Below are 18081 nucleotides of genomic sequence, written 5' to 3' on the forward strand. Positions count from 1 at the left end.
TCCGAGGCGGGGATCGAAACGTGAGCCGATCGGCTTGGCAATATGCCGCTATGCCGGAAAAGGCGTGGTGCAGCCGTCGGCCTATGCCCGATAGGATCGAGTCGGTCCGGTTCGCGACTGGACCTCGCGAATGAAATCCTGCGGGCGCGTGAAGAAACTGTTCTCGACGAGGACGCCGCCGATGATCACCATCGGATGCGTACGAAGAATATCGATGGCATGCGGCGCCGTCAGCAGATTGGCATCGAAGGTACAGATTACCGGGTCGTCGTAATTCGACAGCACGCTATTGAGGCGCATCTCGTACTCCACCCATTCATTGCTACTCTTCCAGTCGTCTACTGCCGCTTCGGCATGCGCGACCATCCGCGTCAAGGGGAACCCGAGACCGGCTCCGGCCTTCAGGGCCTCCTGGATGAGGACGAGCATGGCATCCTTGTTGAAGCGCCCGGTCCTGAGATAGGTATCCTCTGGCACCGCTACTTCGAGTTGCCGGCTCTTCCTCACCTTCTCGACGTCGATACCGGCGTTGCGCAACCGCTGAAAGTGATCCTCCTTGTGGTGATCGGGGAGGACGTGATAGGCGCGCTGGCCGCAGTTGATGCCGTCGCAAACAAATGGAAGCAACGTATGGTATTCTTCCGCCGCCGAGTTGAAGAACGCACAGACATGCCGGTCGCCGCGCAGCATGGTTCCGCCAAAGGGAATGGGCTGGGGCGTCGACTTCATATCAGTCTCCCGGATCTGATCTTGTATTATTATGCTGGTTTGGCACCACGCTCTTTTGTTGCTCCAGGCTGTCCGCGATCTGGAGGGCAAGCCGATCAAGCGGAGCATGATCGAACTCGCTCTCTACCTGCGCTTTGCGAAAGTGCGTCGAGAGCATGCCCCAGAGACGGCCATTGCTGCTGATCAGCGGGGTCGATTGCACGGCAGCAATGCCGTCGGCGCTCATCATGTCGAGCTCAACAGTGCCCACAAACAGGTAACTCGTCGAGACGTCTTCGACAAACACACGCATGCGCCTCGTGAGCGCCGCAGCGCAAGTGGTGTTGGTGTCGCGACGCACGATGCTGAAAAAGCTCTCGGCTTTGCTGGAGAAACCGCGGCTGGCAACAAGTTTAAGGCAGTCGGTACTTTCGTCAAAGCGTTGCAGAGTGCCCATGTCGGCGCCCGTTATGGCGATCGCGATATCTAGAGCCGGGAATAGGTCCAGACCAAGACTCCTGGAGTTTTTTAGCCGCTGTAGGGCCACGTCAATGTTTTGCCCAACCGCGCCGTCGAGGGGCTCCTTGAGTTTTGCCACCGTCGTGCCTCCGAGAGCTCCGCTGCGTGCGGCCGAGCAAGGCCGAAAATGTAAAGGGGGATTGCCGCCTAAGCCATTAAGTAATTTTTCGTAATTGTCATGGTCGTGGTGAACCGCCATAAAAATCTGACGGTCCGTGCGTGTGCTCGACTTCTGCTCTGCCGCGCCTTCTGCGAAGAGCATTCCGCCGTTGTGCGCAATGCCCAAAGGCCACATGAATTCCGGCGTCGGCCGTGCGGAGCATCTGAACGGGTATGGTTTCAGCTCTCATAACTCGCAGCATTTAAGCTTTCCAACGGTTGACGAAGGGCTGAAAGCCTCACCACGGCCCGTAGGTCCTATGTCGAGCCACCCATGCCCTTAGAATTAAATGCGTTGGGCAATCGAGGCAGGTGATATATAGTCCGGCCAGGAAGCGGTGGCTGCGCGGCCTATACATGGTGTGAACTTTTCTTAGCAAACATTGGAAATTGCACCTTCGGCCTGTGTGAACGTTCCGCAACAGCGAAAGGCTCTTCGCTACCCGGCAACTTCGGAGGTCATTCTTGCCGCTCTGCTTCGGCGTTATGGACAAGCGCTGAAGGTTCGATACGCGTCCTGTATTTGGATCAGGCGAAATGCTCAGGGTCGACGAGCTTTTCGAACCGCAAGAGCTAAGGCATTGCATCCGCGATCTCGTCGCGCTTTCAACGCTGCCGGCAATCTGGAAAGACTACAATTCGCGGCAGATCGCCGACAGTGTAGCAGCCGCGTTGATCTCCATGCTCAACGCGGATGTCATTTACGTGGCTGCGCCGGGGCTGCGCGACGAAGCTGCGGTAGAAGTTATGCGAACGAGCCAGGCGGTGGGTGTCGAGTCGTTTGGTCGCATCGAAAGCATTCTGCGCGCTGCATGGCTCGGAACCCACGAGCAGACATTCGTGATCGACAACCCGTTTGGGAGCGGGGCATTCCATATGGCGGCGGTGCCGATGGGCTTTGTCGGCGTCGGCGGGATTGTCGCTGGTTCCGTCAACCCGCATTTTCCGAGCGAGACGCATCGACTGCTTCTCGGAATTGCCGCAAGCCACGCGACCCTCGCGATACAGCGCGGGCATGCGGAAGCGCAGCAGCGGCGTATGGCAAGTCTGATCGAGCGATCCTCCGAGTTCGTTGGTTTTGCACGTTTGGAAGGCACCGTGCAGTATCTCAACAAGGCTGGCTGCGACCTGCTGGGGCTTTCCGGCATTGAGGAAGCGCGCCAGCTTAGCATCTTCGACTTCCTGGCTCCAGAGGAGCAAGCGCGCGCGCATCGCGAACTGATGCCTCTGGTAAGGGAGACCGGGCGCTGGCTCGGTGAGCTCAATTTCCGGCATTTCAAGACTGGGGAAGACATTCCCTTCCTGGTCGATTGGTTCCGCATCGACGAACTGCGCACCGGTCGCCCTATGAACATGGCAACCGTCAGCCGCGATCTGAGGGGGCAAAGAATGCTTGAAGAAAATCTTCGACGCCTCAACGAATCGCTTGAGCAGCGGGTGTCTGAACGAACATGCGAGTTGGCGGAAGCGCTCGAACGACTGACCCTCGAAGCCAAGGAGCGCGAGCGGGCGGATGTTCGCGCGCAAGAACTGCAGTTGGAGCTCCTTCATGCGTCCCGGCTGAGTGCAGCCGGGCAGATGGCCGGTGCATTGGCGCATGAATTGAACCAACCGCTGACCGCGTTCACCAACTCGGTCAACGCCGGGCGCCGGATGATGGCAAGAGGCGCACACAGCGCCGAGACCGTCCGGGAAGTGCTCGACGAAGCCGCAGACCAGGCGCTGCGCGCTGGTGAGATCATTCGGCGTCTGCGAGAGTTTGTCACGCGTGGCGAGACGGAAATGCGGCTTGAAAAACTACCCGACTTGATTTGCGAAGCCAGCGATCTCGCTTCAGTGGGAGCCGGAGCGCACGACGTGCGGACCCGGCTGAGCTTCGATCCGCGCGCCGATGCGGTGTTGGGAAACCGAATTCAACTTCAGCAGGTCGTGCTCAACCTGATCCGCAACGCTCATGAGGCGTTGGCAGAGAGTGAGCAGCGCGAGTTGGACGTGGCCACGTCGCGGCTCGATCATGAGTCGATCGAGATCACGGTGGCAGATCGTGGCTCTGGCCTGGCGGACGACATTGTCGAACACCTCTTCGAGCCATTCCACACCACCAAAAGCAACGGCATGGGATTGGGGCTGTCGATCTGCCGCACGATCGTCGAGGCCCACGGCGGCAAGTTGCGATACGAGCCGAACGCAGGCGGCGGCGCAATCTTTCGCGTGACCCTGCCTGTCCCGCAGGAGCGATGAGACGAAGATGACCACCGCCCCGTTCGTTTACGTTGTTGATGACGACCCTGCGATCCGCCGGTCGCTGGAGCGCCTACTGGACGCGGTTGGTTTCCGGGTGGTCTCGTATGCCACGCCCGCGGGATTCCTCGGCGTTGCGGACGACTTGGCCATGGGCTGTGTTCTGCTGGATCTTCGCATGCCGGAGATGGACGGCTTCGAGGTTCAGGCTCGCCTTCTGCTGATAAACCCGGACTTGCCCGTCATCGTGATAACCGCTCAAGGCGACGTGCAGACTGCGGTCCGTGCGATGAAGGCGGGAGCAGTCGACTTCATTGAGAAGCCCTACAGTGACGATGTCCTGGTAGCGGCGATTGAGTCGGCGCTGAAGACCGGCGCGGCCACGGGTCGAGCCGACGATATATCTGCGGCGGCCTTGCTGATCGATACGCTCAGTCCACGCGAGCGAGAGGTTCTCGAGGCACTGGTGGCCGGGCAGCCAAACAAGGTCATCGCCTTCAGTCTCGGCATCAGTGTGCGCACGGTCGAGGTTCACCGCTCGCACATGATGGACCGTTTGGGCGTGCGTCAACTCGGCCAAGCGGTACGGCTTTCAGTTCTTGCGAGCCTTGCTCAGGCGGGATGAGCACATATTTGCGGTGCGGGTGTCGTCCGCACGAGCACAACATCATCCTCGCTACGCTCATGCACACGCGCCTCACTGCTTATGCTTTGTACGGGCCTGGAAAGTCTTCCCGCTCGGTCGCTAGAATATGGTGTCTGACTTTGCCCCCTCGTTTGAGGCGCCAACGATACTACCCAACAGTTCATCGTGGCCTTGCCGTTACGGATTTGTAAGTTTGATTCCGCCGGCTCCTCGCCTATTTTCATTGGCTGTAACAACTATATGCACAAGGACAACGTAGCCTATGAGCTTTCTTCCCCGCGTGACCGAACTGACCCGGGAATTCGTGTCCAGGCAGTTCGATGATTTGGGTCCCGATGCATGCATGGAGGAGATCGTGGCGTGCCTGACCCGGGAAAACCCGGAGTTTCTGGAGATGGCACGCAAGTGCGCATCCGACTTCAGGGACGCGTCGCGGATCATGGTCGGCTTCGGCATGTTTTACCAGCTGCTGACCCTGCAATCCGCCGATGGCAACGATCATTCAGTCATGCATGCCCTGCCGAGCGTGACGGCACAGACGCGTGACGCGCTGGTGCGCGACATCGATGAGGAGGGCGTCGAAGCATTCACGGTCAGAGCGATTGGTGATATGGAACGCACCAACCCAGAGCTGATGCAAATGGCCCATGCTTTCGCCTCGCGCCACGAGGACTACTTGCGCTTGATGCAGGGCTTTGCCCTGCTCTACAAATCCCTCATCGTTCAGGCTGCGGCCGACCGCAAATATCTGCACTGACGATCTCGGCGCGGAGAAAAGTGTGCCCGGTCAGATCGGTCGTGCCTGTTTCATCTCGAAGCTCTCACGGCAAGATGCACCCGTTTAAGCGCTGCAAATGAGTCCGTAATCAGACACTGCGGAGGCCCGGCCAGGCTCGGGGAGAATGCGGCGGCGCATCGCCTGGCCGGGCCGTGCAGCGGGCGTCTGCACGATTGCAAACCCAACCGGGAGGACGCTCCCGGCCTTGATGATCATCAGTTTTACCTGAGCAAGACCGCATTCAAAACAATCTGCCTGTGTCTTACCGAGCCGGCTTCAGTGCACGGGGGCCAGCGCATCCATCGCGACCTGGATCGAGGCAGCGAGCTCCGGCGCCGAGAAGCCGCCTGGGTTCGTGAGGCGGTGGTCGACATTCAAAGTCGCCATGGAAGAAGGATATGATCGCCGCACCGTGCTAACCGTGATAACCGTCAGTTTTTTGCGGTTCCGCCTATATCGTGGTGGGACCAGCAAGGGGCCCGCTGTCCCGTGGTCGGCGAGGCCCGTTTAGGCCGGCGCGGAGGTCTTGATCGTCAGCAAGGTCCTGACGACCCATGCATCGCGTCTCGGCGTGGCCACCGCTTGCGACCATAGCATGCGGCACCTGCGGACGGAGCGAATCGAATTCTCTGCTCTCTTGGCGTCTTGGACGGCACAAGCGTTCAGCAAGCAGCCGCTGGAGATGATATCGGTCGTCCGCGCCGCTTCACGGCAGCTTGGCTGCGAGCACATCAATCTTCTCGATCTGAGGCGGCGTGCGAAGCAATTCCCCCGCGCGCACCATCAATGCCTCGGCGACCTTTCCCGCGAGATGGGCGTCGCGGCCGGCATCGTCCGGGAATACGTCGAAGATGCCGAACGTCGCGGGACCCATCTTGATTGCGAACCAGGCTTTCGTTGCCGGTTCCGCCTCCACCAGCGGCAGGGCGCTTAAGAGGAATTCCTCGACCTTGGATTCGAAACCCGGCTTGGCTTCCAGTCGGACATAGAGCGCCTTCTTGACCATGATCATTTCCTTCAATGTTTACGTTTGTTCACTCATATTGGCAGTCATACCCTTGGGCCTCGGACCCTTCTTCTCATCCCTGGACGAGCCCCGCCCTGACCGTGTTCACGATGCGAGCCGCGTCGTCCTGCGTCTTCCCACACAGCAGCAGCGCGCGATCCGCGAGTTCGAGGCCAGCTGCGAGATTTTCCGGGAACACCGCGGTTGCGTCGAGCCGCGCCAAGTGCGCCATATCGAGATCGTCAGCGGTCGAAACGAGGGAAGCCGGCGCCGTTTCGAGCGCCTTAATCCGATGCAGGACGCGCTCCACCGTGTTGCGATGATCGAAAGTGATGACAACCAAAAGTGCTCGTTCCAGCCCCACCGCCTCGAGAATGCGATAATGTCTCGCGTCGCCGAAGACGACCTCATGAGATTGCCGGCGTGCGGCACGATACCGTGACAAATCCGTTTCAATGGCGATATAGGGGATATCCGCCGATTCCAGGACTGTTGCGACGAGGCGACCCACGCGACCGCAACCGCACAGGATGACGTGATCATGGAAGTCACCGCTTTGCGCTCGGATCGATGCTTCCGTTGCTGCGAAGCGGCGATCACGACGGCCGAAAGGCCATTCGGCCCAGTGGTTGCGCTGTATGACGAGGGGGGCGAGCCCCATCGTAAGGGCAAGCGCTATCAGCATCGGCTGGCCCAATTCAGGCGAGACGATGCCGGACTGGAGAGCAAGCGCCATGAGGAGCAATCCGAACTCGCCGCCATGCGCGAGAATGACAGCGGCCCTCGCCGATGCCTCCCGGTGCACCCCGGCAATGAGGCCGGTCGCGAAAGCCAAGAGCGCCTTTGCGGGAACGAACACGAGCACCCAAAGGATGATCGAGCCTGGAAAGCTCGTTATGGCCGACAAATCGATGCCCATCCCCACGGTAATGAAGAACAGGCCCACCAAAACGTCGCGGAATGGCCGGATGTCTTCCTCTACACGATGGCGAAATTCGCTCTCGCCAATGACCATGCCGGCGACAAAGGCTCCGATCGGAGGAGCCAGCCCTGCAAGATGGACGACATAGGCTGTGCCGAGGGCAGTCATTAGCACCCACAACAGGAAGAGGTCGGCGGAACGGGACTTGAGTACCCACGAGAATCCAAGGCGGATCAATGGCCGCGCAATGATGGCTGCAGCGAGAAGAGCCGCGGTCGCAACCGCCATCTGCTTCAGAATTGCCATGGGAGCAAGGGTTCCGTCCTTGGACCACGCGTCGGCCAGGATGAGCAGCGGGAGTGTTGCCAGGTCTTGGAAAAGCAAGATTCCGAGCGCGAGCCGCCCGTGCCGGCTGGTAATTTCACCCTGCTCAGCGAGTTGCTTCAGGGCGATGGCTGTCGACGACATGGCAATGGCGCCGCCCATGATGATTGCCGGTTGTACCGCCACGCCGATCAGGAAAAGCCCCATCGCCACGAGAGCCATCGTCATGCCCACCTGCAGACTGCCGGCGCCAAGCACATCCCAGCGCGCGCCGAGAACTGTTGGAATCGAGAATTCGAGGCCGACCATGAACATCAGAAAGATCAGGCCGAGTTCCGCCAGAAACTGCGTATCCTGCGCGGAGCCGATCAGGTTGAAGCCGTGCGGCCCGAGCGCTACGCCGACGAGCAGGTAGCCCGTGGCCGCGGGCATCCTGAACGCGCTAAAGAAACCGACCGCGAGTCCCGACGCGGCGAGCAGGATTAGTGTTCGGGCCAGCAAATCGTGCATTGCTATCTCGGCGCTCTGCCACGGACATGGTCCGGCGACTGGGGATCAGGTGGGGATTTAGCCTCGACACATTGACGGCCATCCGAGGCGTCTTTGTGAGGATCACCCATTTCATGGGAATCTTGTCGTGCAGATGTCTGCGGGCGGCCGAGATACATGGGAATCCACGAAGGGGGATCACTCGCGGGAAACGACCCTATGCTGGCCAATTCAATTTGGTCTGGATCCATCGTCTCCGGCAGATGCGGTTCGGGGTCCCGTTTACGGCGCACGCCACAAGCTCCTCTATCAGGGGATGCCAGCCGGGCCAGTAGAAAGCGCGGCTGGCATCAACGTTGATTGATCACGGTGAGATGGTTATGCGGTTGTCAACCTTGGTGACGCCGGGCGCCCGCCAGGCCGCACGCTCCGCCTCCTGCCGTTCCGCCCAGGTGCGCACGGAGCCTGTCAGGGTCACTTCGCCGCCGCTGGCGGTCACTGTCACGCGGTTCGCGTCGACCTCGACCATTCGCTTCAGCGCCGCCTCGATCTGGGACTTGACTTCCGTTGGCGTGACGCGTGGCTTCAGCGTCACCAGGTTCGAGATGCCCTTGACACCCTTGACCTTTCGCACGGCCGCTTCGGCGCGCTTGCGTTGGTATTCCCACTCGGCACTGCCTTCGAGGGTCAACCAGCCGTCCTTGACGACGACCTTGAAGTTTTCGTGGGAGTAGGGAAGCTCGAACTTGAGTGCCTCCACGGCAGCGCGTGCGATCTCCGGATCGGGTTTTTCGTGAAGCGACGGCAGTCGAACCTCGATGTCGTTGGCGACACCGAGAACGCCCTTGACCCGCTTGGTTGCTTTCTCCGCCTCATATTTCTGGGCGAAGCTGCGCACAAAGCCGCTGAGCGTGACGACCCCACTTTTCACCGCCACTCCGATGTCAGAGGCATCTATGTCCGGATCCCATTTGAGTTCGCTTTCCACATCACGTTTGATGTCGCTATCTGTTGTCATGTCGCGATCCTCCGTATTGAGTGATTAGGCTACGCTGAAGGTGGTTTTGCCTGCGCAGCATTACGAAGCTAGCTCACATGTGCAGCCTCCGACTTGACAGCTATCAGTTTTGGTTGGGAAGACTTCACGGGCGTTAGCCGGAGCAGAACTAAAAATGTCCGCAACCGGGGGACGGTTGCGGACAATATGGCGGGCTCGAGGGGAGGAGAGGCTTAGCCCGCCTGGACAGGAATGCGCTTTGTGTCTGCTTGCACTTCCGGTGACTATGGAATTACGAGCGTTAACACACCATTTTTGAACGTGGCCTTAGCCGCATCGGGGTCGATTCCGTCGGGAAGAGGCATAATCCGTTCCACGGCGCCATAGGTTCGCTCCCTGACGAGAACGCCGTTTTTCTCCGCTTCACGATCGGACTTCTTCTCTCCGCGGATTGTCAGCAGACCGTCCCTGATCGACACGTCGATGTCCGCGTCGCTCATGCCCGGCAGCTCTGCTGTTACCGTGATTTCCTTGCCACTGTCGCCGACATCCATACGGACGGTGTCTGGTTGCGGCAGTCGATCTAGTGCCGCGAACGGATACGGCACCATCCGCCAGAAATTGTCGAAAGCGCGGTCGACATCCAGTTGAAGCCCGCGCAAGGGGTCCATCGGCGCAGTTCGGGCCGTTACGTCGCGGCCGGAGCCGCCCTGCCATCGAACGAGATCTGTGATTTTCATTGGGATTCCTCCATCATCCCGCCTTGACGCTGATCCTAGCGGCGGGCGACGGCGCCGATTTCGGCAGATTGAGCCGAAGCACGCCGTCCTTGAACACGGCATCGATCTTTGCTGTATCGATAGGCTCCGAGATCGTGAAGCTACGTTCGTAAGTGCCGTCGCGGTACTCGGCGTGAACCAGCGCATAACCTTCGGGCGCACTGGAAACCGATCGTGCTGAAATGCGCAGAACGCGATTGTCCAGGGTGACGTCGAGGCTCTCCGGATCCGCTCCCGGCATGTCGAGCAACATCTGAACGCCGGACGTGGTCTCGATAATGTCGATCGGCGGGACGAAGACAGGCTCGACCCGGGTTGGTTCCGCCGGTACGGTTCCATTGGTTTCGTGGTCGGTCATGGCGGCATCCTCCTCAGGAGCGGCTGACGGTAATCTTGTGCGGCCTGTCTGCCAGCGGCCGTGGCAGATCGAGCCGGAGCACGCCGTGCCGGAACGTCGCCTTGGCGCGGTCTCCGTCGACGCGGAATGGCAAGATGAGGTTACGGGCGAAGGCGCCGCTGATGCGTTCCTGGCGGTGGATGACAGCGTCTTCCGCCAAGGGTTCGGCGGGGCGGCTGCCACGCAACGTAACCGTGTTCTGGTGGACAGCGATATCGAGTTCCTCTGGCACCACGCCAGGTATCTCGGCCGTGATCACGGCTCCGTCCGCCACGGTCCAGATGTTCATCAATGGGTATTCGGGCGGAGCCGCCAGCCGGAGATTGTCCAACGGCCGGCCCATGTCCCTCTGGGCTGAGCGCATCTGGCGCAGCGGATCGTACCAGCGCACCGAGTTCTCGATGTTGTGCAACATGCCAATCTCCCTTCGTGCTCCGGATCAAGCTGCTATGTCTCCTCAAGGTGCATCCATCCCGCGCAGGCGACATTGATGATCGTCAGTTTAGAGCTGCGGAAATTCGTGTAGTTGCCTTTGGTGTCCTGACGTAAGCCACCAGCAGTCTTCATCCCGCCGAGGGAACATTCGCGAAGGACAGGTCTGCAAAGATGCCGACGAGTAGCAGTGATCCCTATGACATCATTGGCGTCAGGCGCGACGCCTCGCAGAACGATATCCAGGCGGCCTATCGCCGCAGGGCAAAGAAACTCCATCCCGATCTCAACCCTGGAAACAAGCAGGCGGAACAGGACTTCAAAAACCTGTCCGCAGCCTACGAGATTCTGCGTGATGAGGAAAAGCGCCGCCGTTTCGACAACGGCGAGATCGATGCGACAGGCGCGGAGAAGCCCCAACGTCGGTACTATCGTGACTTCGCTGATGCCGGCGCGGGTGATTTTTCCTACGAGAACGGCAAAGGCTTCGCGGATCCCGGTGAAGCCGACATCTTTGCTGAGTTCTTCTCCCGCCGCGGGCGTCGGAATTTCAGAATGCCCGGCGCCGACCTGCGTTACTCGATGGAGATCGACTTTATCGAAGCGATCAATGGCGGCACACGCCAGGTGACGCTATCCGACGGACAGACGCTCGAAATCCGTATTCCGCCTGGCGCGCGCGACGGGCAGATTCTCAGGCTGCGCGGCAAGGGCGGTGCTGGCGAAGGTGGAGCGGAGACCGGTGACGCCCTGATCGAGCTCCACGTGCGTCCTCATCCATTCTTTCGGCGCGAGGGTGACGACATCCGCCTGGACCTTCCGATCACGCTTGGCGAGGCCGTTCTTGGTGGAAAGGTTACGGTGCCTACGCCCGCCGGCCCGGTGCTAGCGATCGTGCCGGAGAATTCGTCGAGCGGCAAGACGCTGCGAGTGAAAGGAAAAGGCGCGGCCCGGCGAAACGGTACCCGGGGGGACGTCTACGCAACGCTAAAGATCGTGCTTCCAGAAAGGCCGGACACCGAACTGAAGGCATTCGTGGCCGGCTGGTCGGCCAGCAAGGGATACAATCCCAGGCAAGGGATGGGGGAATAGATCATGGACCATCAAGAGTTTGCCCGAGATCTTCATATCGATATGACAAGGCTGCGCATCTTCATCAACCGGGGCTGGATATCACCGATCATTCAGGACGGTAGGCCAATATTTCGGGAGGTCGACCGTGCACGAGCCGAGCTTATTGCCGATCTCGCCAATGAAATGGGTATCAACGACGACGGCGTCGATGTGGTGCTGAGTCTGGTCGACCAACTTTACAGCCTCCGCTGCGACTTCAGCAACTTGATCGACGCGCTCGAGGCTCAGCCGCAGCGCATTCGCCACCACGTCGTGAAAGACGTAAAAAAAAGCCAAACAGGCTGAGCGTGCGTGGATCGGGTGCTCTGCGCTGAAACATCATATATATCGAGATGTTCGACAGTCTGACTTCAACAGGTCGAGGCTCGGCTGCGCCAATCAAGGGGCGCCGAGCCCGCCGTCCCCGGACCGCGACACCGACCATCGCCGGACGAAGCACCTCGACGATGGTGCCTTCCGCGGCTGTCGTGTCGGAATGCTGGCGAATGGCGTGATGAACGTGCGGGTCGAAAGCCGAGCCGAGCGGATCGATGCGTTGCAATCCATGGCGTGAGAGCGTCGTCAGCAGGTTGGCTTCGGTGGCCTCCACGCCCTTCAGCACTGGATCGATCGCGTCGCGGTCCGAATCCTCTCGCGGCGCACTTTCGATCGCGCGCCGCAGATTGTCGAGCGTATCAAGCAGGTCTCCCGTCAGTTGCGAGGCGGCAAACTTCACCGCCTCCTCGCGCTGGCGCTGCATTTGCTGACGGATGTTCTGCTGCTCGGCCAGGGCGCGCAGCAGCTTATCCTTTGTCTCGGCGAGTTCCGCCTGGAGCACCGCGGATGAACCCTGGTCAGCCACGGTTTCCGAGGCCGGGGTATCGACAACGGGTCCAGATTCTGCGGGTTTCGGCCTGGGCTTTTGTTTATGGTCCGTGTCAACCATGGCGCTGACCGTTCTTGTCTACTTCCTCAAAATCGGCGTCGATGACATCCTCACCCGATGCGGTGCCCGACGACTCGCCGGATCCGGAGGTCGAAGTGCCAGAAGCCTCATGCACCTTGCGCCAAAATTCACAGATGCGATCTGTAAGGCGCTTTTGCTCCTCAAGCTTCAAGCGTTCGCGTTCGACGCGCCGCTCTTCACGAGGAGTGGCAATGGCGGCGCGTTCGGCCTGCTTTGCCATTCCGGCGGTTCCGCCTGGGTCTTTGCCGCTCGGTAGGAATTCAGGAGAGCAGCTTTGGCGTCAGCTGATGCAGCGCGGCGGTCAAGAAACTCCGCTATTTCTAGCGTTCTTCATTCTTGTCCCCCATGGCAATCGTTGCAGAGGTCAGCGCGCTCTTTCGCGTTTGGCGATTCCGGCCCCGATGTTGTCGACAAGCTCTTGGACAGCTCCTTGGCAGTCGAGCCTCTCGCAACCGATGTGTCTTGGCATCTCGGGCCCGAGCTGTAGATTCCAGCTCTTCCTGCGCGGTCTTTGGATAAGAATTGCGTTTGGACGCTGCTGAAGGCGATATCGCCCGCTGTCGGCTGTGTGAGTCTGCAGTTGGAACCGCGATAAGCTCGGCGAGCAGCCGAAACGAAAAAGGCCAGGCAAAAACGCCTTCCATGGTGAAATGGCTTCCGGCAGTGCCAGTCCATCCGTGGTCAAAGGGAAGCGGATTCCGATTTATGCGGACTGCAGATTGCAGGCCGACATCTTGCCCGACTTCATGCTGCGCTCGAGCTCGAAGCCAACCTTTTGGCCTTCGACGAGTTCGCGCATTGCTGCACGCTCGACAGCAGAGATGTGAACGAACGCGTCAGCGCCGCCGTTGTCGGGTTGGATGAAGCCGAAGCCTTTGGTGGAATTGAACCATTTAACTGTGCCGGTGGTCATGATGAACCCTTTCAAAGCATAGAATGAAAAACCGCGAAGCCGATGCCGCGCGGGTGTGAACCGACTATATTTGAAACGGAAGTTCGCTTAAAGCGCGGTGCAAATCGCGCGGTGAACAAAGCTCGGCAAGCAAAAGATCGATGATGCATCTGTAGGGTAACGAGAGCGGCGGTTCAGCGGGTTGCAATCGAAGATGGCATGTTTCGTTTGGTGAGTTTGGCTGAGTCTCCCAGCAGGAAGGCGAGGTTTTCACCGTCGGCCCCAGCGAACGTAACGACGCGGGCCAGATCCAGGCGCTGGACGTCAAGGCCGGCGATCGAATCCTGTTCGGCAAATGGTCGGGCACCAAAATCAAGATCCGTGGCGAGGATCTGCTGATCATGAAGCAAAGCGACGTCATGGGATCATCGAGGCCCACGCGGAGCAAAGAAAGTCGCCTGAGGAGTTGAAGACATGGCTGCGAAAGAAGTCTAACTCCACGCCGACGCGCCTGAACGTATGCTGCGTGGGTCGATGTGCTTTCGAACGCCGTCAAGGTGCTCGGTCCGAAGGGCCGCAACGTGATTAAAGACAAGTCGTTCGACGCCCCGCGCATCACCAAGGACGGCATATCGGTCGCCAAGGAAATCGAGCTGGAAGACAAGCTCGAGAACATGAGGCCGCATCAACGTTAGCCACGACCGCCGCCTGGTGACTGGCTGCGGTCAATACCTCAGAACTCAATCGTTGGGATTGTGGTCCACAAGAAGGCCCTGCAAGCGGCCGCTCCCGCTTGCGATGGTTGTGTCTTTGAACAACCGCGATACGAGGCGCGGTCGCGATCCTTGCCTCTCATCGATGAGGAGGAATGACATTCTCTTTATCTCGATCGTGATCACGCCTGCATTGTCATGACGACGATATTTGCCGGAATCCACCGTATAAAATCCATTTTCCGCCGCCCAGGCGGCTATCATATCCGCGTTCATCAAGATCCCGCTTTAGGAGGTGCGAACGTGCTTTTCTCTAGCTGTCCCGCTCGTGCAAATCACTTTGCAGTCGTAAGGATACCGTAATAGAAACGCTCCAATCCAGCCAAATCGGTCCACAATTGCAGTTCCCGCTTAGGTGTTGCGAGAAAGACTCGAATGAATGGTCCGAATCGGTACGGCTCAGCCGAGGTCCTACCCCTTAGTGCTTGAGAGGTTCGAACCGACCTCCCTGCCTTGAAGGACGGGGGACGGCACGCACCGCCCGCGCACGTCAGCGAGACTCGGCTCGCTGTCAACGCTACGGTCACGCCCGCCCTCGCAAATGAGCGTTACAAAGGTGGAGCTATTGGCGAACTCTAATCGTGAACCGCATTGACGGGCGTCATTTAAGGCGGATCGCTTCGCTGCTAATGTTTCCGCGGTGTCGGAGGAAGCAACTACGAATATATGTATCCCCAGTGCAACTCAGGCTCCGAATGTACTGTTCCAACCGTGGGTTGGTCCCTTCAACCTGCGGCATCGCATCGTCATGGCGCCACTGACGCGCTCGCGGGCCCGCCATCCGGGCAGCGCTGGCGGTGAGCGCCGACAGCTTGCTCTCAAAGGCGGGAGCTTGTGCCACTTCGCCGGCAAAACGGCGCCCACTACACCAGGAAGAGGTCGCTTACTCAACACAGAAAGGAACTCGATCATGGCAGAAGACACCCTCAAAGGACTCAATGTGGCCATCCTGGTCACCGACGGCTTCGAGGAGGTCGAACTCACCGGGCCACGCAAAGCTCTGGATGAAGCCGGCGCCACGACCAAGATCGTATCGCCCAAACATCAACACGTACGGGCGTGGAATTTCACGGACTGGAGCATAGAGTTGCCGGTCGATGTGGAACTTGATCAGGCCAAGCCGGAAGATTTCGACGCTCTGCTGCTGCCGGGCGGCGTTATCAACCCGGATTCGCTTCGCATTGACTCGAAGGCGGTTGGCTTCGCGAAGGCCTTCTTCGATGCCGGAAAGCCAGTTGCAGCGATCTGCCATGGTCCCTGGACCGTGATCGAGACTGGCGCGGCGCGCGGCCGACGCATGACTTCATGGCCCTCGCTCAAAACCGACATCAAGAACGCCGGCGCAGACTGGGTGGACCAGGAAGTGGTTGTGGACAAGGGGTTGGTCACGAGCCGCAGTCCCGATGATCTTCCGGCATTCAACCGGGAGACGATCAAGCTGTTCAGTGGAGCTGGTGGGCACCGCCATGCCGCATAATGCCAGGTCCACTGGACGGATCAGCAGGCGGCAGCTCGGTCCGCTGCATCGCGAGGTCAGCATTATCGGCCAGGGGACCTGGTACATCGAGGAAGGCGACCCCGCCTCCGCGATCGCCGCGTTGCAACGAGGCATCGATCTCGGAATGAACCACATCGACACCGCGGAGATGTATGGCACCGGCGCCACCGAGGAACTGGTCGGCAACGCCATCGCGGGCCGACGAGATGAGGTATTCCTGGTCTCGAAGGTGCTGCCACAGAACGCCACTCGACTGGGGACGAAGATCGCTTGCGAGAGATCGCTCACCCGCCTCAAGACCGACCGGCTGGATTGCTACCTGCTGCACTGGCGCGGATCGTATCCGCTGGAAGACACGTTTGCGGCTTTCGAGGCGCTCTGTAAGGAGGGCAAGATACTCTCCTATGGCGTGAGCAACTTCGACGTTCCGGATCTTGAAAAGGCATGCGAGATTGCCGGCGAATCGAGCATTGCCTGCAATCAGGTGCTCTACCATTTGCAGGAGCGCGCGATCGAACATGCCGTATTGCCCTGGTGCGAGCAGCACCGTCTCGCCGTCACCGCGTATAGTCCGTTCGGGCACGGCGATTTTCCAGGCAATTACACACCCGGCGGGCGCCTGCTCGCGGATATCGCGAAGGCGCATGATGCGACCACGCGCCAGGTCGCGCTTGCATTTCTGACGCGGGGGCCTTGGGTCTTCGCGATCCCCAAAGCGTCCAGCGTCGAGCATGTCGAAGAGAATGCCGGCGCGTCCGGTATACATTTGTCGCAGGCCGAGATCGCGCGGATCGATGCCGCCTTCCCGCGTGGTCCGCGTCGCCGCGGGCTGCCAATGATTTGACGGTCAAACCAGAGGGCTCGGCCAGCGAGGGCCTGCCGATGTCGCTCTTAGTTGTTCAGGGCCAAGGCGCAACGATCGAATGGCAACTTAACAGTCAACAAACTTCGGACGTCGCATCCATACTGACGGTTATCAAGGTTGGCCGATGCCTTCTCCGCTTATTCTGCTTCACCGCAAATGTTTCAGCGGCAAAACCCACGTCATCGCCCCAAGGAGATTAGTTATGCCAGCAAGCAATCGTGCGATCACTTTCTTGGAACCACACAAGATGGAACTCCAGGACAAAGGATACCCGAAGCTCGAGGACCCGCAGGGTAGGAAGATCGAGCACGCAGTCATCCTCAAGATCATTACGACAAACATCTGCGGCAGCGACCTGCATATCTATAACGGCCGCTTCGCGGCCCCGCAGGGGATGCTGATGGGGCATGAGAACACCGGCGAGGTAGTTGAGGTGGGCTCGCATGTCGAGCGCATCAAGGTCGGCGATGTCTGCTCCGTGCCCTTCAACGTGTCTTGTGGCACATGCCGGAACTGCAGGGAACGCCATACGGAAGTATGCCTCAATGCGAACGAAGAACTCGGCTTTTGTGGCGCTTACGGCTTCAATCTCGGCGGCTGGCAGGGCGGCCAAGCCGAATATATGCTGGTACCATGGGCGGACTTCCAGTTGCTGAAATTCCCCGACAAGGACCAGGCAGTCGAAAAGATCAGGGACCTCACCCTGCTCTCCGATATTTTGCCCACAGGTTATCATGGCTGTGTCGTGGCGCGGGTTGGAACGGGCTCCACCGTGTACATTGCCGGCGCCGGGCCGGTCGGTCGCTGCGCGGCTGCGAGCGCGCAGCTTCTTGGAGCGTCTTGCATCATTGTCGGCGACCATAACGAGGCGAGGCGCGATCTGGTGAAAAAAGCCGGCTACGAGGTCGTGGATCCGTCAAGCACCACCCCCGTCGCCGATCAGATTGAGAAACTCCTCGGCATGGGCTCTCGCTGGGTCGACGCGTCTGTCGATTGTGTCGGCCTCGAGTGCCACGGGTATGGGCCGGACGGCAGCTCCGAGAACGTGGAGGAAGCCGTCATCAACACATTAATGGAAGTGACCAAGCCTGCCGGCGCCATGGGTATCCCCGGCGTCTACACTAATTTGGATCCCGGTGCTCGCACAGAACTCAACAAGAAAGGCTACATGGCCCTGGGCTTTCCCGCAGCCTGGGTAAAATCGCCCACATTCACCGCCGGTCAATGTCCCGTCATGCACTACAACCGCGATCTGATGATGGCCATCCTGTGGGACAGGATGCCTTACCTGACACCGCTTATAAACACCGAAGTGATATCGCTAGAACGGGCAGTCGAGGCATATCAAATCTTCAATGACGGATCGCCCAAAAAATTCGTGATCGATCCGCACAACATGACCAAGCTGATGTCGACCGGTTGAACTGGCGAGCGCCGGAAGATTGACGCCGAGCGCCCCCGCGATAGCGCGACCCGGCCCGTGGGCTGCCAAAGCCTCGAATCGATGAAGCCCCGGGGCAGCCCACACTATCGCGACGCCGAGCGGATCGATGGCGACCATTGTCGTCGAAACGTT

The 18081-nt window shown here is 59.6% G+C and carries 20 protein-coding genes and 2 pseudogenes; 10 read left to right on the forward strand and 12 right to left on the reverse strand.

The features are described from left to right. Positions 1 to 81: 81 nt before the first annotated feature. Together FHX16_RS26000 and FHX16_RS26005 are read right to left on the reverse strand one after the other, a co-directional pair. Positions 82 to 729, reverse strand: a complete 648-nt coding sequence (locus FHX16_RS26000; protein WP_183864738.1) for an MEDS domain-containing protein — start codon at positions 727 to 729, stop codon at positions 82 to 84. Between the two features lies 1 nt (position 730). Continuing rightward, a complete protein-coding gene (locus FHX16_RS26005) occupies positions 731 to 1489 on the reverse strand; it encodes a GAF domain-containing protein (RefSeq protein WP_183756585.1) in 759 nt (252 codons plus the stop codon). A gap of 434 nt (positions 1490 to 1923) precedes the next feature. Between FHX16_RS26005 and FHX16_RS26010 the strand changes: the two genes are divergently transcribed. From FHX16_RS26010 to FHX16_RS26020, 3 genes are all read left to right on the forward strand, one after another. Beyond that, entirely contained in the window at positions 1924 to 3627 is a 1704-nt protein-coding gene (locus tag FHX16_RS26010; protein WP_259131162.1) for an ATP-binding protein, read from the forward strand. A gap of 7 nt (positions 3628 to 3634) precedes the next feature. Then, entirely contained in the window at positions 3635 to 4252 is a 618-nt protein-coding gene (locus tag FHX16_RS26015) for a response regulator transcription factor (RefSeq protein ID WP_259131164.1), read from the forward strand. Positions 4253 to 4535: 283 nt separating this feature from the next. Beyond that, the gene (locus FHX16_RS26020) at positions 4536 to 5030 is read left to right on the forward strand and encodes a hypothetical protein (protein WP_183756582.1); all 495 of its coding nucleotides are present in this window, start codon (positions 4536 to 4538) and stop codon (positions 5028 to 5030) included. 727 nt (positions 5031 to 5757) lie between these two features. Here FHX16_RS26020 and FHX16_RS26025 read toward each other — a convergent pair. The 6 genes from FHX16_RS26025 to FHX16_RS26050 all read right to left on the reverse strand — a co-directional run bounded on the left by FHX16_RS26025 (position 5758) and on the right by FHX16_RS26050 (position 10380). Beyond that, positions 5758 to 6057, reverse strand: a complete 300-nt coding sequence (locus FHX16_RS26025; protein ID WP_183756581.1) for a putative quinol monooxygenase — start codon at positions 6055 to 6057, stop codon at positions 5758 to 5760. Positions 6058 to 6130: 73 nt separating this feature from the next. Then, positions 6131 to 7813 (reverse strand): cation:proton antiporter, encoded by a 1683-nt coding sequence (locus FHX16_RS26030; protein WP_259131166.1) that lies wholly within the window; start codon positions 7811 to 7813, stop codon positions 6131 to 6133. 343 nt (positions 7814 to 8156) lie between these two features. After that, entirely contained in the window at positions 8157 to 8810 is a 654-nt protein-coding gene (locus tag FHX16_RS26035; protein ID WP_259131168.1) for a BON domain-containing protein, read from the reverse strand. A gap of 263 nt (positions 8811 to 9073) precedes the next feature. After that, positions 9074 to 9529, reverse strand: a complete 456-nt coding sequence (locus FHX16_RS26040; protein ID WP_259131170.1) for an Hsp20/alpha crystallin family protein — start codon at positions 9527 to 9529, stop codon at positions 9074 to 9076. Positions 9530 to 9542: 13 nt separating this feature from the next. Further along, positions 9543 to 9926, reverse strand: a complete 384-nt coding sequence (locus tag FHX16_RS26045) for an Hsp20/alpha crystallin family protein (protein ID WP_259131172.1) — start codon at positions 9924 to 9926, stop codon at positions 9543 to 9545. A gap of 13 nt (positions 9927 to 9939) precedes the next feature. After that, complete coding sequence (locus FHX16_RS26050) at positions 9940 to 10380, reverse strand: Hsp20/alpha crystallin family protein (protein ID WP_183759032.1); 441 nt, start codon at positions 10378 to 10380, stop codon at positions 9940 to 9942. Between the two features lie 191 nt (positions 10381 to 10571). Here FHX16_RS26050 and FHX16_RS26055 point away from each other — a divergent pair, with 191 nt between their 5' ends. Then, complete coding sequence (locus tag FHX16_RS26055; protein WP_183759030.1) at positions 10572 to 11489, forward strand: DnaJ C-terminal domain-containing protein; 918 nt, start codon at positions 10572 to 10574, stop codon at positions 11487 to 11489. Positions 11490 to 11531: 42 nt separating this feature from the next. Then, positions 11532 to 11816, forward strand: coding sequence for a hypothetical protein (locus tag FHX16_RS31680; protein WP_405049324.1), 285 nt, complete (start codon positions 11532 to 11534; stop codon positions 11814 to 11816). Here the strand turns inward: FHX16_RS31680 and FHX16_RS26065 are convergent. The 3 genes and pseudogenes from FHX16_RS26065 to FHX16_RS26075 all read right to left on the reverse strand — a co-directional run bounded on the left by FHX16_RS26065 (position 11728) and on the right by FHX16_RS26075 (position 13390). Further along, entirely contained in the window at positions 11728 to 12372 is a 645-nt protein-coding gene (locus FHX16_RS26065) for a nucleotide exchange factor GrpE (protein ID WP_259131176.1), read from the reverse strand. The two genes, FHX16_RS31680 and FHX16_RS26065, sit on opposite strands and share 89 nt — an antisense overlap. Positions 12373 to 12604: 232 nt before the next feature. Beyond that, positions 12605 to 12811: pseudogene (locus FHX16_RS26070) on the reverse strand (DUF6481 family protein); the annotation flags it as partial. Between the two features lie 369 nt (positions 12812 to 13180). Continuing rightward, positions 13181 to 13390 (reverse strand): cold-shock protein, encoded by a 210-nt coding sequence (locus FHX16_RS26075; RefSeq protein ID WP_259131178.1) that lies wholly within the window; start codon positions 13388 to 13390, stop codon positions 13181 to 13183. Positions 13391 to 13623: 233 nt separating this feature from the next. Here FHX16_RS26075 and FHX16_RS26080 point away from each other — a divergent pair. Both FHX16_RS26080 and FHX16_RS26085 read left to right on the forward strand, forming a co-directional pair. Further along, positions 13624 to 13794, forward strand: a pseudogene (locus FHX16_RS26080) (co-chaperone GroES); the annotation flags it as partial. 111 nt (positions 13795 to 13905) lie between these two features. Next, positions 13906 to 14064, forward strand: coding sequence for a hypothetical protein (locus tag FHX16_RS26085; protein ID WP_259131250.1), 159 nt, complete (start codon positions 13906 to 13908; stop codon positions 14062 to 14064). Between the two features lie 45 nt (positions 14065 to 14109). On the opposite strand, the gene FHX16_RS26090 is transcribed toward FHX16_RS26085, so the two are convergent. After that, positions 14110 to 14358, reverse strand: a complete 249-nt coding sequence (locus FHX16_RS26090; protein ID WP_259131180.1) for a hypothetical protein — start codon at positions 14356 to 14358, stop codon at positions 14110 to 14112. Positions 14359 to 15052: 694 nt separating this feature from the next. Between FHX16_RS26090 and FHX16_RS26095 the strand changes: the two genes are divergently transcribed. From FHX16_RS26095 to FHX16_RS26105, 3 genes are all read left to right on the forward strand, one after another. Beyond that, a complete protein-coding gene (locus FHX16_RS26095) occupies positions 15053 to 15619 on the forward strand; it encodes a type 1 glutamine amidotransferase domain-containing protein (RefSeq protein WP_183759023.1) in 567 nt (188 codons plus the stop codon). 19 nt (positions 15620 to 15638) lie between these two features. After that, on the forward strand, positions 15639 to 16484 hold the full coding sequence (locus FHX16_RS26100) for an aldo/keto reductase (RefSeq protein ID WP_405049325.1): 846 nt from the start codon (positions 15639 to 15641) through the stop codon (positions 16482 to 16484). 223 nt (positions 16485 to 16707) lie between these two features. Next, a complete protein-coding gene (locus FHX16_RS26105) occupies positions 16708 to 17928 on the forward strand; it encodes a glutathione-independent formaldehyde dehydrogenase (RefSeq protein WP_259131184.1) in 1221 nt (406 codons plus the stop codon). Positions 17929 to 18081 lie beyond the last annotated feature (153 nt).

The sequence above is a fragment of the Rhizobium sp. BK661 genome, assembly GCF_024808825.1.
Classification (GTDB): domain Bacteria; phylum Pseudomonadota; class Alphaproteobacteria; order Rhizobiales; family Rhizobiaceae; genus Rhizobium.